A 14034-nucleotide genomic window follows, 5' to 3' on the forward strand; every position below is an offset into this window, starting at 1 on the left:
GCTCAGGGCAGGCGCGCCACGACCGCGCGCGCGATGCGCCGGCCCGAGCGGTTCGCCCCGATGGTGGAGGCCGTCGGGCCGTAGCCGGCGAAGAAGACGCGCGGATCCGTCAGCGAGGCGCCGTCGGCGACAGCGATGCCGCCCTCGCGCTCGCGCAGCCCGAGTGGAGCGAGGTGGCGCAGCTCCGGCCGGAAGCCCGTCGCCCAGATGATCGCGTCGGCGCGCGTGAAGGAGCCGTCCGGCCAGCGCACGCCCTCCTCCTCGATCGACGAGAACATCCCCCGCTCGTGCAGGAGCCCGCGCTCGATCCCGGCGACCACCCGGCGGGTGCGCTGCACGCCCGTGCCGCCGACGATGCTCGGGAGGGGCAGGCCCGCGCGGGCGGCGCGGTCCTGCTCGGCCACCGCCTCCACCGCCGACTCCATCGCCAGCTGCTCGCCGTCGTGGTAGACGACCGGTCGCCGCGTCGCCCACGTCAGGGAGCGCGCGACCCGCTCGAGCTCCAGCAGGAAGCCGATCGCCGAGGTGCCGCCGCCGACCACGAGCACCTGCTTCCCGGCGAAGTCCTCGGCGCGGACGTACTCGGTCGGGTCGATCTGCACGCCGCGGAAGCGGTCCCGCCCGGGGTAGTGCGGGACGAAGGGCGATCCCCAGGTGCCGGTCGCGTTGACGAGCAGACTCGCGCGCTCGACCGCGCGGTCGGACTCGACGACGAGCGGCGACCCCGTGTCGTGCGGCGTCGCACTCGTGACGCGCCGCACCGACTCCGGACGGCGGATCTCGAGACCGAGCTCCTCCTCGTAGCGCCCGTAGTACTCGCGGACCACGTCCCGTGCCGGTCGCCGGTGATCGGCCGTCCGGAACGACAGCCCCATCCGCTCCATGCCCGGGAGATCGTGCACGCGGTGCGCGGAGCCGAGCCGCAGGGCCTCCCAGCGGAACTGCCAGGCCCCGCCGGGCTCCGGACCGCGGTCGAGGACGATCAGGTCGCGCCCGGGGACGAGGCCGAGACGGCGCAGGTAGTAGGCCACGGACAGACCCGCCTGACCCGCGCCGATCACCACGACGGGACGCGGTGGGGCGACGCTGTCCACGGTGCTCCTGACGCGGTCGAGGATGGGCGGCCGTCCGGCAGATCGAGGCCCGGGGTGGCGTGTCCCCCGTCTGCTAAACTACCGCGTAGATTTCAACTTTCCCTGTCTGCTCTTTTCCCCAGCCGGCTCACTGCCCGTCTGGCCTGTCATCGTGAGGGGGTCACCCATGGGGCGCGGCCGTCAGAAGGCGAAGAACACCAAGATCGCCCGTGAGCTGAAGTCGTTCAGCCCGGCGGTCGATTACAGTGCGCTCGAGCGCGAGCTCAGCCACCCGGACGAGCCGGACTACTCGAAGTGGATCGACGCCGAGGACGACGGCGACGACACGGACCTCGTCGAGGAGCCGCACCAGAAGCGTGCGTGACTCCTCCCGTGAATCGGGGCCGCTCCCTCGGGGCGGCCCTGTTTCGCGTGCGGACGGGGATCCGGCGGGTGAGGGACCCGACCTGGAGCGCGGGTCGCTCGGCTGAGCACGTTCTCCCGCTTTCCGCCACTGAGGGCAGAATGTCGGTGCCCCCTGGGACACTGACCCGATGAGCACTTCCCCGCCCGCACGGCTGCCCGTGTGGCAGTCGGAGCGTCGCGGGAGCGACCTCGACGAGGCGCGCGACTTCTACGCCGGCTCGTACAACGGCTCCGGCTTCCGGGCCGAGCGCTCGGTCGTGCCGTTCGCGTTCCGCTACACGACGACCGGGCCCGGGCCCGTGAGCCTCCACTCCGCCTCCTTCCTGGGCCGGGTGCGCGGCACGGTGGCACCGAGCGACGTCTACGTCGCCCTCTGGCTGACCGCGGGGCGCGCCTCCCTCGATCTGGGGCGCGACGAGCACCGCCTCGTCGTCGGGCGCCCGGCCATGTTCCCGAGCGGCCGACCCTTCGGCTTCGAGGCCCTCGAGTACCGCGACGCGCTCGTGCACTTCGAGGCCGCCCACCTCGAGACGATCGCCGCCGAGCTGCACGGCACCGAGCCCGGCCCGCTGCGGTTCGCCCCCGTGGCGCGAGACACGACCGCCTGGTGGGCGGCGATCCGGCTCCTGCGCGACACCCTCGCCTCCGCGCACACGCCCACCGTGCTGCAGCGCGACGGCGTCGCCCGCATCGCCGCGCTCGCCGCCCTGCAGACCTTCGCCCACCGCATCGCCCCGCTGCCGGCCGTGCCGCCCTCGGTCAGCGCGCGGCGCCTCCGCCGGGCCGTGGAGTTCGTGCAGGCCAACGCCGATCTGCCCCTCGGAGTGGCCGACATCGCCGACGCTGCGGGGCTCACGGTCCGCGGCGTGCAGCTCGCGTTCCAGCGCGCCTTCGGCGAGACCCCGCGGCACTACCTGCGCGACGTCCGCCTCGAGCGCGCGCACGAGGAGCTCTCGGCCGGATCGATCGGCTCGCTGGTGGTCGGCGACGTCGCCGCCCGCTGGGGGTTCATCAGCGGCGGCCGCTTCGCCCAGCACTACGCGACGCGGTTCGGCGAGCTCCCGAGCGAGACCCTCCGGCGCTAGTCCCGCCGATCCCCGACGGCGGTTCCGCCGAGGGGCGTTCGGGCGTACTGTCCGAGGACCGCCCGCTGCCCCGCGGGCCGCGTCGATGGAGCCGCGAATGTTCGAACCCGGAGGATCCGCGCGGCCTGTCGCGCGGGTCGGCTACGTCACCGCCGCCCTGCTGGTCGGCGCGATCCTGGTGGGCGGCGCGGTCGGCGCCGCCGTCGCCCTGGTCCTCTACCTGCCCGGCGTCCTCGCCGCCGACGGCCCGCCCGGGCTGGTGAGCTTCGGCCTGCTCATGGGAGCGGCCTCCGGCGCGGGCATCGGAGTCGTCGGAGGCGCGGGAGCGGTCGCCGGCATGGTCGCGGTACGCGTCGCGAGCCGCCGCGACGGCCCGTTCGTGCTCGGCACCAGCGCGGGCGCCGGTCTCGGCGTGCTGGTCGCCTCCGCGAACCTGCTCGTCAGCCGCGACGCCCCGACCTGGGCGACGGCCCTGCTCGCCACCGCGGCCGCCTGCGCGCTCTGCGCTGCGGGCTCGTGGCTGCTGACCCGGCACGAGCACTCCTGGGAGCGCGCGCACGCCGTACCGCGCTGATCCGCGGCGCCTCCGAGGATCAGCCCGCGTAGGACCCGACCAGGCGGACCGCTCCGCCGTCGACGCCCTTCGCGCCCTGCTCGAAGCCCTCGAACCCGCGCGCGGCGGTCGAGACGCGGCCGGCGACCCACGACGGGACGCCCGAGCGCTCGAGGCGCGCGATCACGCCGTCGGCAGCCTCCGCCGCGACCACGGCGAACATGCCGATGCCGAGGTTCCAGGTGCCCTCGGTGCTCTCGAGCGTCGCGCCGGACATCCCGGCGAGCGCGCGGAACACGTCGGACGGGCTCCAGCTCGCCCGCTCGACCTCGACCCAGGAGCCGCGCGGCAGCACCCGGGCGAGGTTCGCCGCGATCCCGCCGCCGGTGACGTGGCTGATGGAGTGGACGGCCGGGCCGAGCTCGGCGTCGTCGAGGAGGTCGAGGAGGGGCCGGGTGTAGAGGCGGGTCGGCTCCAGCAGCACCTCGCCGACCACGCCGCCCAGCTCCTCGGAGCGGTCGGTGAAGCCGATGCCGCGCTCGGCGAGGATGTGGCGCACGAGCGAGTAGCCGTTCGAGTGCAGTCCGGAGGAGGCCATCGCCACCACGACGTCGCCGTCGCGCACGCGGTCGGCACCGCGCACCTGGTCGGCCTCGATCGCGCCGACCGCCGCGCCCGCCACGTCGTAGTCGTCGGGTCCGAGCAGGCCCGGGTGCTCGGCCGTCTCGCCGCCGACGAGCGCGGTGCCCGTCTCGGAGCAGGCGCGCGCGATGCCGGCGACGATGTCGGCGATGCGGGCCGGGACGACCTTGCCGCACGCGATGTAGTCGGTCATGAAGAAGGGGCGGGCGCCGACCACGACGATGTCGTCGACGACCATGCCGACGAGGTCCTGCCCGATGGTGTCGTGCTTGTCGATCGCCTGCGCGAGCGCGACCTTGGTGCCGACGCCGTCGGTCGAGGTCGCGAGGAGGGGGGCTCGGAAGTCGCGGAGGAAGGAGACGTCGTACAGACCCGCGAAGCCGCCGACCCCGCCGAGGACCCGGCTGTCGTGCGTCGCCGACACCGCCGACTTCATCAGCTCGACGGCGAGGTCCCCCGCCGCCGTGTCGACTCCTGCGCGGGCGTAGCTGCTCGTCTCATCACTCACGCGACGACCCTACCGACTGCCCTCTCCCGCCGCGGCGCGGAGCCGGATCCCGGCCCGGGATCTCCGCCTCTCCGCAGCCGCGCACTCCTCCGAGGGCCCCTCTGCGGCAGCATCGGACGGGTGGAGCTGCAGCGTGCGGGACCGGCGGACGTCGACGCGGCGCGCGCCTTCCTCGCGGCCGCCGACCTCACGCTCGCCGGGATCGACTCCCCCTCAGTGCACCTCTGGCTCGAGCGCGACCGGAGCGGTCGCGTCGTCGGCAGCACCGGCTGGGAGCCGAGTACCGACGGAAGCCACGCTCTGATCCGCAGCGTGGCGGTGGCCTCGGACCGCCGAGCGTCCGGCGCGGGGAGCCGCCTCGCCCGCCACGCTCTCGCCGACGCCGCTCGGAGCGGTGCCCGACGCGCCTGGCTCTTCTCCCGCAGATCCGGCCCCTTCTGGCGGTCGCTCGGATTCGAGCCCGCCGATCGCGACGAGCTCGCGGCCGCCCTGGCCGGCACCCATCAGGTGCGGCTGTTCACCGAGTCGGGGCAGCTCGGCCGCGAGGTCGCCTGGTCGCGCGCGCTCCGGTCGGATGGCGACGACGGCCCGGCCGATCCGCCGGTCGACGCCGCCCTGAGCACCCCCGCGACCACGGATCCGCCCACGGCGAACCATTAGGGGATGAGTCCCCCGCGTGCCAGGATGGACCGTCAAACCCCCCTGCTATCCCCTTGGGAGCCCCTCCGGCATGTGCGGAATCGTTGGGATCGTGTCCTCCGGACCGGTCAACCAGTCCATCTACGACAGCCTCTCCCTCCTGCAGCACCGCGGCCAGGACTCGACCGGCATCGCGACCGCCGACGGCAGCACCCTGCACATCAAGAAGGCCGCGGGACAGGTCCGCGAGGCGTTCCGCACCCGCGACATGCGCTCGCTGCTCGGATCCATGGGCCTCGGCCACGTGCGCTACGCGACGAAGGGCAACGCCGAGCGCGAGGAGGAGGCCCAGCCGTTCTACGTGAACGCGCCGTACGGCATCATCCTCGTCCACAACGGCAACCTCACGAACACGCGCGAGCTCACCGAGGAGCTCTTCCGCATCGACCGCCGCCACCTCAACACCACCTCCGACACGGAGCTGCTGGTCAACGTGCTGGCGAACGAGCTGCAGGCCTCGATGTCGGGCCGCGACCTCGACGCCGACGAGGTGTTCGACGCCGTCGCCCGCGTGCACGAGCGCGTCGAGGGCTCCTACGCCACCATCGCGCTGATCGCCGGCGTCGGGCTGCTGGCGTTCCGCGACCCCTTCGGGATCCGCCCGCTCATCGTCGGCCGCCGCAGCAACACCGGGGCGCCGGACGACTGGGTCGTCGCCTCCGAGTCGCTCGTGCTCGAGGCGCAGGGCTTCGAGATCGTCCGCGACGTCGCTCCCGGCGAGGCGGTCTTCATCACCCCCGACGGCCGGATGGCCAGCCGCCAGTGCGCGAAGGATCCGCGACTCATCCCGTGCTCGTTCGAGTACGTCTACCTCGCCCGCCCCGACTCCGTGATGTCGGGCATCTCGGTCTACGAGGCGCGCCTGCGCCTGGGCGACCGCCTCGCCGACACCATCGCGCAGTACACCCCGGGCGGAGCGATCGACGTCGTCATGCCGATCCCCGACTCCTCCCGCCCCGCCGCGATGCAGGTCGCGCAGAAGCTCGGGATCGAGTACCGCGAGGGCTTCTACAAGAACCGCTACGTCGGCCGGACGTTCATCATGCCCGGGCAGGCGGTCCGCAAGAAGTCGGTGCGGCAGAAGCTCAACGCGATGTCGAGCGAGTTCAAGGGCAAGAACGTCCTGATCGTCGACGACTCGATCGTCCGCGGCACCACCTCCAAGGAGATCGTCGACATGGCCCGCGCGGCCGGCGCGAACACGGTCACCTTCGCGTCCGCCGCGCCCCCCGTGCGCTACCCGCACGTGTACGGGATCAACATGCCCTCGCGCCAGGAGCTCGTCGCCCACAACCGCCGCATCCCCGAGATCTCGGAGGCGATCGGCGCCGACCAGCTGATCTATCAGGAGGTCGCCGACATGAAGGCGGCGATCCTCGAGGGCTCGGACGTCACCGACCTCGAGACCAGCTGCTTCACCGGCGAGTACGTCACGGGCACCGTCACCCCGGAGTACCTCGACTGGGTGGAGCGCACGCAGCTGAGCTGAGCTCTGCACAGCGCCGGGCGCGGCGCAACGGGTGCCGCGGATCCGTGCGCCGCTCCATGATCGGAGGGTGCGCGGCCCCGCGCGCATGCACCCGAGGAGTCCCCCGTGATCTACCGAATCCTTCCGTTCCTGCTCACCTTCGTGGCCAAGAAGATCTCGAAGTCGCAGAAGGCCAAGCGCGCCGCCGCCAAGCGCCCGACGTCCAGCGCGAGCAGCAGCCGCCGCTCCTCGTCGCGCCGGGGACGCTGACGCCGCGGTCCCGTCCGCGAGCGCGAGCCGCGGGCGGGACCCTCAGCGCAGGGCGGAGTGCAGCGGCCGCAGGGCGGCCCGCCTCCGCCGGCTAGACCCGGTCGGACCCCGTCTGCGGGTCGTCCTCGTCGGACGTCGTCCGCGCGTCGGGCAGGGCCTCCTCGGCCACGGGCTCCTCGGCCGCGTCCTCGCGCTCGACGATCCGCTCGGCGGTGGTCCGGACGACCTTCCGGCCGACGACCCGGTCGAGCAGCACCACGACGAGCCCCGCGAGAGCGCCGAACAGCGTCACGAAGAGCAGCAGGCTGAAGCCGAAGACCTGCCCGCGGGAGAACCCCTGCGTCTCGGGCAGCGCGAAGGTCAGCACGAAGGCCGCGATCGCTCCGAGCCCGACGCCGAGGGTCAGGATGCGCCAGACGCGCGGGGAGCGGCGGACGTCGACCTCTTCGCGGGTGACCTCGGGGCGGGCGGGATCGCTCATGCCTCCATTCTCTCCCGCGCTGGCGAGGGCGAGGCACCGTGATCGCTCAGAGCGCGTGCACGAGCCGGCCCGCCTGCGCGCGCAGCTCGCGGACGACGGTGCGGACCGAGAGCCGCTCCGCCCGGTCCGGCCGCATCAGCGCGACGATGTGCCGCACGGAGTTCACTCCGCGGAGCGGCTTCACCACCACTCCCGCGCCGCCCGCCGTGTAGCGCGGGAGCACCGCGATGCCCAGGCCCGCCGCGACGAACGCCTCCGTCACTCGGGTCGACGCGAAGCGCTGCTCCACCCGCACCGCCTCGCCGGACGCGGTCTCGATGTCCTGCATCACGCGCTCGAACGGGAACCCGTCCGGGACGCCGATCCAGGTCTCGCCGACCAGGTCCGCCGCCGAGACCGTCGCCCGGTCCGCGAGGCGGTGCCCGACCGGCAGGCCGATGTCGAGGGGCTCGACCATCAGCTCCGCCATCGCGAGTCCGCGGCCGGCCCAGGCGCTTCTGCCGGTGGGCGAGTGGGCGAGCACGATGTCGAAGTCGGCGGTCAGGTCGGCGAACTCGTCGGTGCCGGGGTCCGCGTCCTCGCACTGCACGACGAGTCCCTCGACGCTGCGGAGCGCGACCAGCGCGTTCGGGAGGAGCATCTGGCCCGCGGTGGGAAAGGTCGCGATGGTGACCTCGCCGATCGGGTTGTTCTTGAACGTCTGCCAGACGGCGTCGGCCCGCTCGAGCGCGATCGCGATCTCGGTGGCGCTCCGGGCGAGCTCGCGTCCCGCCGCCGTGAGCACCACGCCGCGGCCGGAGCGCTCGATCAGCGGCACGCCGGCCTCGCGCTCGAGCACCTTGAGCTGCTGCGAGACCGCGGAGGGCGTGCGGTGCGTCGCCTCCGCCACGGCCGTGATCGAGCGGCGCATCGAGAGCTCGCGGAGCAGTTCCAGCCGTCGAACGTCCATGTAGAGAAACTACACGTCAGGGCAAGAACAGTTCGATTGTCCTACGGAACACCGGGCCGGACACTGGACGTTGTACACAGCATCCCGGCGGATCGATCAGAAGCCGCCGCAACGAAAGGCAGAACACTCATGAGCATCGCAATCCTCGTCGTCCTCAGTGGCCTCGCCGCATGGGGCACGGTGTCGACGGTGCTCGTCGCCAGCCGCGACGGCTACCGTCAGGTCCCCGCGCAGCACTGAGCCCCGCCGCTCCGCGACAGCACCTCATCGCGTTCCGACGCCGTCTCCCGATCGGGAGGCGGCGTTCTCGCGTCTCCGGGGGCTGTTGCCGCTCCTCGGGGAGCGCCTCCCCGCCGCCGCTCCCGGCGGTCGACCATCGGCTCGCCCCGCACACGACGACGGGCCCCCGACCGGAGTCGAGGGCCCGTCGTGCGCGCGGTGCGGCTACTTCGCGGCGGTGCGGCGGCGCAGGCGCGCGACCGTCATGCCCAGACCGAGCAGCAGAGCGGCGATCCCGGCGGCGAACGCGGGGGTCGCGTCCACTCCGGTCTCGGCGAGGTGGTGCGAGCCGGCGACCGGAGCAGTGGTCGGCGTCGGCGCGGGGCCCGTGGTGGGCGGCGTGGTCGGCGCGGGCGTCGGCTCCGTGGTCGGTCCGGGAGTCGGGGTGCCCGCTCCGGCGCCGGCCGCGACGGCGAAGCCGACGCTGATCTCGGTGCCGGTGGTGTCGAGCGCGAACGTCGCGGTGTGCGCGCCGCCCGCCAGGCTCTCGTCGATCGGGACCGAGAACGAGGCGCGACCGGTCGAGTCGTCGGTGACGGCCCGGGTCGGGTCGATCGTCGCGGTGCCGACGACGGTGCCGTCGACGCTCGCGGTCACGGTGGTGTCGGCCGCGGCTCCGGTGCTGAACAGGAGCGAGGAGAGGTCGACGGTCATCGTGTCGCCGACCGCGTACTCGCCCGAGTCCGGGACGTTGTCGGTCAGGCCGATCGTGCGCTGCACGGGGTCGGGGCTGACGGTGCCGAGGTCCTGGATGTAGCCGACGAAGGCGTCCAGGTCGATGCGGCCGGAGTCGGCCGTGCCGGTGCCCTCGGTGAAGGTGCTGAAGCCGTCGCCGCCGCTCGCGAGGAAGCTGCTGGTCACGACGGTGAAGGTCGCGGCCGGGTCGATCGGCTCGTTCTGGAAGAACACCTGCGAGATGCGCGAGCCCTCGGGCGCCGTGGCGTCGAAGACGTAGGTGAGGTCCTTCGAGGTGGAAAGGTTCAGCTGCGGGTGGCTGGAGCTGCCCACCCACTGCTCCTCGAGCAGGTCGGAGATCTGCTCGCCGGTCAGCTGCAGGGTCACCAGGGTGTTCGCGAAGGGCTGGGCGTCGGAGGCCTCGGCGTAGGTGACCACGCCGTCCGCGTCGCCGGGCTGGTCCGGAGTCGCGGTGTAGGAGAGGTCGTCGCGCAGGCCGCCCGCGTTCGAGAAGGCGATCTGCGTGCCGAGCTCACGGGTGGCCCAGAGCTGAGCGTCCGAGACGAGGTTGCCGAGGGTCGACTCCGAGCCGCGGTTGGTCGTGGTGCCGTCCGGGCGGTAGGCGCGCGAGATGTCCTCGGTGATGGTGCCGACCTTCACGCTGCCCTCGCGGACGGCGACGGCCTGGGCGTCGGCGACGATGGTCTCGACCTCGGGGTCGGGCTCGAAGGCGCCGACGACGATCGTCTTGGCCGGGTCGTCCGAGGCCGGGTCGTCGACGACCTTCGTCAGCGGCACGACCTCGCTGGTGAGCGAGGTGAGCTGCTTGGTCGCCGGGTCGACGGTCAGGGACATGCGGCCGATGTTCTCGGCGTAGCTGCCGGTCTGCGACACGACGGTCGGGAAGGCCCGGCCGGCGTCGATGCCCGCGTTGTACTCCTGGTGGCTGTGGCCCGAGACGATCGCGTCGACGTTCGGGGCGACCGCGTTGACGATCGCGCCGAACTTGGGGTCCGCCTCCGGAGTGTTCAGCTCGGCCGCGTCGGCGTCGGCTCCCTCGTGCAGGAGCAGGACGACCACGTCGGCCTCGTCGTTGGCGGCGTCGCCGTCCTGGAGCTGCGCGGCGACCTCGTTGACGTTCTCGGCGATGGGCTCGATGGAGAGCGTCGAGATCGTGGCGGGGCTGACGAGCTTGCCGAGGTCCTCGGTGATCGCGCCGATGAAGGCGACGGAGACGCCGTCCTGCTCGGTGATCACGTACGGGGAGTAGGCGCGCTCGCCGGTCGCGGTGTCGTAGAGGTTCGCGTTCACGTAGGGGAACGCCGAGGCGTCCACGACGCGGCCGTCGACATCGGCGCGGCCCTGGTCGAACTCGTGGTTGCCCAGCGTGCTGACGTCGAGGCCCATCGCGTTTAGCGAGTCGAGCGTGGGGATGTCGCCCTGCACCTTCGACACGAAGGTCGAGGCGCCGATGTTGTCGCCGGCCGAGACGAACAGCGTGTTCGGGTTGGCGGCGCGGTAGGAGTCGACGGCGCCGGCGAGCACGGCGGCTCCGGCGACGGCGCGGTCGGCGGCGAGCCGCCCGTGGAAGTCGTTGATCGAGAGGATGTCGATGGCGACATCGCCCTCGGCCGCCGCGGCGGGCGTGGCGCCGAGGAGGGCCGCTCCGGCGACGGCGCCGACGGCGGTCGCGGAGAGGAGTCGGGTGAGGCCGCGTCGGCCCGGGGAAGTACTGCGCATCGTGAAGGGGACTCCAAGCATCGAGCGGTGGATCCGGAGAGGATTCGTGCCGCGTGAGGGGGTTATTCCCAGACAACCCGACAGCGGACCCCAGGTCAAACGTTCCGACGACGGCTCGCCGCCGCGTTTACGAGAAGTTAACTCGCCGACGCTCAGCCGACGCGCAGGATGGGGAGGAACGGCGTGAGGTCCGCGCGCACTCCGGAGGCGTGGATCCGCCCGCTCGCGAGGCCCTCGCTCCACGGCAGGGAGCCGGTCGCGAGCGGCAGCCAGGTCGCCGCGTCCATCTCGATCACGTTCGGCGGAGTCCCGCGGGTGTGACCCGGTCCCTCGACGCACTGGGCCGCGCCGAACGGCGGAACGCGCACCTCGACGCTGCGCCCGGGGACGTTCGTCTCGATGATCTGCAGGAGGAACCGCACCGCCGTCGCCGTCGTGTTCCGGTCCGCTCCTCCGGCGAGCGCCGCCCGCACCGCGGACTGCCCGCTCGCCTCATCGATCCTGCCCTTGGCCATGCATCCATCCTGCCGCCGCCGCTCGCTCCCGGAGGCCTCCCGCGGGGCTCCGCCCGGCGTGTCGGCGTCCGCAGCGCCGCCCTGCGGAGGAGGACGTCACAGGGACCAGCCCCGGGGCGGGGCGCCCTATCCTGTCAGGGTGAAGATCCTCGTCCTCGGTTCGGGTGCCCGTGAGCACGCCATCATCACGGCTCTCCTCGCGGAGGAGGAGCACCACGAGATCATCGCGGCGCCCGGCAACGCCGGCATCGCGCGCGACGTCGAGGTCATCCACTTCGACACGAACAGCCCCCGGCTGGTCAGCGACTTCGCGGTGGAGCAGGGCATCGAGCTCGTCGTCATCGGCCCCGAGGCGCCCCTGGTCGCCGGAGTCGCCGACGCGCTCCGCAAGCGCCGCATCCCCACCTTCGGCCCCGACCGGGCCGCCGCCGCACTCGAGGGCTCGAAGACCTTCGCGAAGCGCGTGATGGACATGGCCCGGGTGCCCACCGGCCGCGCGACCCGCGTCTCCACCCTGGTCGACGCGACCCGCGCCATCGACGAGTACGGACTCCCCTCGGTCGTCAAGGCCGACGGCCTCGCCGCGGGCAAGGGCGTCCTGGTGACGGAGTCGCGCAGCGCGGCGATCGCGCACGCCGAGTTCTGGCTGCAGTCCGGCGACGTCCTCATCGAGGAGTTCCTCGCCGGCCAGGAGGTCTCCCTCTTCCTCCTCTCCGACGGCCACGACGTCGTCCCCCTCTCCCCCGCGCAGGACTTCAAGCGCCTGGGCGACGGCGACGAAGGGCCGAACACCGGCGGCATGGGCGCCTACTCCCCGCTCCCCTGGCTCGCCGACCGCTGGGAGAGCGAGCGCGCCTTCGTCGACGAGGTGATCGACACGGTCGCCATCCCGACCATCCGCCAGCTCGAGCGCGAGCGCACCCCCTTCGTCGGACTGCTCTACTGCGGCCTCATCGTGACCGACGCGGGCCTGCGCGTGATCGAGTTCAACGCCCGCTTCGGAGACCCCGAGACCCAGGTCGTCCTCCCCCGCCTCGCCTCCCCGCTGTCCGCGCTGCTGCACGCGGCGGCCACCGGCGCGCTCGCCTCCGTCCCGTGGCCCGCGTTCACGGACGAGGTCGCCGTCACCGTCGTCCTCGCGAGCGAGGGCTACCCCGAGAACGCCGTCACCGGACGGACCATCACCGGACTCGACGCGGCGGCGGACGTCCCCGGCGTCACCATCGCCCACGCGGCGACCCAGCTGGTCGACGGGAGCTTCGTCGCCACCGGCGGCCGCGTGCTCAACGTCGTCGCACGCGGCGCCGACTTCGCCGAGGCGCGGGAGCGGGCGTACCGCGCGCTCGACCTGATCCACCTCGACGGCGGGGTGTATCGGAGCGACATCGCGGCGAAGGTCGCGCAGTAGCGCGACCTTCGCCGCGATGTCGGCCACGCCTCTCCCCGCGCGGCGTGGCGCGGTCGGCTCAGAGGGCGGCCGGGTCTCGTGGAGCGGGGAGCGTTCGGCGCATCCGAAACGCTCGGCACGCGTTTCGCCCGACGCCTCGAGGGCGGCCGGTAGTGGGAGGATCCGCGCTCGGACTCGGACCTCCGCGATACGGGCTCGCGGCGGAGGTCGGTCGCCACGCAGGGGGCGGGTCAGGCCAGGGTGCGGAGGGCCTCGGCGAGGTGGGGGTGCGCGAAGGTGAAGCCGGCGTCCTCGAGGCGGGCGGGCACGACCCAGCGGGACTTGAGCAGGAGCTCGGACTCGGTGCGGAGCACGAGCGTCGCGGGCTCGAGGACGAAGCGCGGAGCCGGCACGCCGATCCGGCGGCCCACGGCGGCGCGGAGCAGCCGGGAGAGCTCGGTGTTGTCGCTCGGATTCGGCGACGCGAGATTCACCGGCCCGTCGAGGGTCGACTCCTCGAGGAAGCGGATCGACCGGTGGACGTCCTCCACGTGGATCCAGCTGAAGTGCTGACGGCCGCGGGTGCGCCGGTGCTCGTGGTGCACGCCGGCCTCCCGGCGGGCGCGCGTCGAGGGCCACGGCCCGTCGAACTGAGGACCGCCGAGGCCGAGCCGCGCCAGCCGCAGCAGGATCGCCGTCGCCGGACCGTCTCCGAGCACGATGGACATCCGCAGCGCCACGCGCCGCACGCCGGGCGTCTCCCCGGCGAAGAACTCCGACTCCCACGCCCGCGCCACGTCGACCGAGAAGCCCTCGCCGAGCACGCCCTCGTCCTCGGTGTTCGCCCGCTCCTCCTCGTGCCGGTAGATCGTCGCCGTGCTCGCGTTCATCCAGACCGGCGGAGGAGTCGCGGCCGCCGCGACCGCGCGGTGCAGCTCCGCGGTGGTCGCCACGCGCGAGCGGAGGATCTCGGCCCGGTTCGCCGCGGTGTACCGGCAGTCGACGCTCTTGCCGGCCAGGTTCACCAGGAGGCGCGCACCGTCGAGCACCCGGGTGATGCCGGCGGTGTCGCCCCAGCGCGCGTCCGGCCCGGAGCGGCCGATCCTCCGCACCATCCAGCCGTCGGCGGCGAAGCGGCGGGCGAGGTCCGTCCCGAGGAATCCGCTCGCACCGGCGAGGACGACGACAGGGTCAGCGGTGCTGCTCATCGCCCCATCGTGCCGCACGGCGCCGGAGTCACGGGGAGGACTCGTCGCAGGCGCGCTGCCGGGATGCGAGGTGGGT

The 14034-nt window shown here is 73.2% G+C and carries 14 protein-coding genes; 7 read left to right on the plus strand and 7 right to left on the minus strand.

Features of this window, described 5'->3' with window-relative positions:
* Positions 1–2 precede the first annotated feature (2 nt).
* A complete protein-coding gene (locus C5C27_RS02905) occupies positions 3–1094 on the minus strand; it encodes an FAD-dependent oxidoreductase (protein WP_104226818.1) in 1092 nt (363 codons plus the stop codon).
* A 166-nt stretch (positions 1095–1260) separates the two neighbouring features.
* On the opposite strand from C5C27_RS02905, the gene C5C27_RS02910 reads away from it, so the two are divergent.
* The 3 genes from C5C27_RS02910 (at position 1261) to C5C27_RS02920 (ending at position 3158) form a co-directional block, all read left to right on the plus strand.
* On the plus strand, positions 1261–1458 hold the full coding sequence (locus C5C27_RS02910) for a DUF3073 domain-containing protein (RefSeq protein WP_097167615.1): 198 nt from the start codon (positions 1261–1263) through the stop codon (positions 1456–1458).
* 169 nt (positions 1459–1627) lie between these two features.
* Entirely contained in the window at positions 1628–2584 is a 957-nt protein-coding gene (locus tag C5C27_RS02915) for an AraC family transcriptional regulator (protein ID WP_104313565.1), read from the plus strand.
* A 97-nt stretch (positions 2585–2681) separates the two neighbouring features.
* A complete protein-coding gene (locus C5C27_RS02920; RefSeq protein ID WP_104257887.1) occupies positions 2682–3158 on the plus strand; it encodes a hypothetical protein in 477 nt (158 codons plus the stop codon).
* Between the two features lie 19 nt (positions 3159–3177).
* On the opposite strand, the gene purM is transcribed toward C5C27_RS02920, so the two are convergent.
* A complete protein-coding gene (gene purM, locus C5C27_RS02925; RefSeq protein WP_104223764.1) occupies positions 3178–4287 on the minus strand; it encodes a phosphoribosylformylglycinamidine cyclo-ligase in 1110 nt (369 codons plus the stop codon).
* Between the two features lie 120 nt (positions 4288–4407).
* Between purM and C5C27_RS02930 the strand changes: the two genes are divergently transcribed.
* From C5C27_RS02930 to C5C27_RS17860, 3 genes are all read left to right on the plus strand, one after another.
* Positions 4408–4947, plus strand: coding sequence for a GNAT family N-acetyltransferase (locus tag C5C27_RS02930; RefSeq protein ID WP_104313566.1), 540 nt, complete (start codon positions 4408–4410; stop codon positions 4945–4947).
* 70 nt (positions 4948–5017) lie between these two features.
* A complete protein-coding gene (gene purF / locus C5C27_RS02935) occupies positions 5018–6475 on the plus strand; it encodes an amidophosphoribosyltransferase (RefSeq protein ID WP_104223766.1) in 1458 nt (485 codons plus the stop codon).
* A 105-nt stretch (positions 6476–6580) separates the two neighbouring features.
* Positions 6581–6724 (plus strand): hypothetical protein, encoded by a 144-nt coding sequence (locus tag C5C27_RS17860; protein ID WP_181028791.1) that lies wholly within the window; start codon positions 6581–6583, stop codon positions 6722–6724.
* Between the two features lie 91 nt (positions 6725–6815).
* On the opposite strand, the gene C5C27_RS02940 is transcribed toward C5C27_RS17860, so the two are convergent.
* From C5C27_RS02940 to C5C27_RS02955, 4 genes are all read right to left on the minus strand, one after another.
* Entirely contained in the window at positions 6816–7205 is a 390-nt protein-coding gene (locus C5C27_RS02940) for a hypothetical protein (RefSeq protein ID WP_104250788.1), read from the minus strand.
* Between the two features lie 46 nt (positions 7206–7251).
* Entirely contained in the window at positions 7252–8154 is a 903-nt protein-coding gene (locus C5C27_RS02945) for a LysR family transcriptional regulator (RefSeq protein ID WP_104257884.1), read from the minus strand.
* 444 nt (positions 8155–8598) lie between these two features.
* Positions 8599–10869, minus strand: a complete 2271-nt coding sequence (locus C5C27_RS02950) for a bifunctional UDP-sugar hydrolase/5'-nucleotidase (RefSeq protein ID WP_104313567.1) — start codon at positions 10867–10869, stop codon at positions 8599–8601.
* A gap of 131 nt (positions 10870–11000) precedes the next feature.
* Positions 11001–11363, minus strand: a complete 363-nt coding sequence (locus tag C5C27_RS02955; RefSeq protein ID WP_104223770.1) for a sterol carrier family protein — start codon at positions 11361–11363, stop codon at positions 11001–11003.
* Positions 11364–11502: 139 nt separating this feature from the next.
* Between C5C27_RS02955 and purD the strand changes: the two genes are divergently transcribed.
* Positions 11503–12771, plus strand: a complete 1269-nt coding sequence (gene purD / locus C5C27_RS02960; RefSeq protein ID WP_104238724.1) for a phosphoribosylamine--glycine ligase — start codon at positions 11503–11505, stop codon at positions 12769–12771.
* Positions 12772–13001: 230 nt separating this feature from the next.
* Here purD and C5C27_RS02965 read toward each other — a convergent pair whose 3' ends face one another.
* Positions 13002–13958 carry an epimerase gene (locus tag C5C27_RS02965; RefSeq protein WP_104313568.1) on the minus strand — a complete coding sequence of 319 codons (957 nt, stop codon included), beginning with the start codon at positions 13956–13958 and terminating at the stop codon, positions 13002–13004.
* Positions 13959–14034 lie beyond the last annotated feature (76 nt).

The organism is Rathayibacter sp. AY2B7 (assembly GCF_002931635.1).
In the GTDB taxonomy this organism is placed as follows: Bacteria; Actinomycetota; Actinomycetes; order Actinomycetales; family Microbacteriaceae; genus Rathayibacter.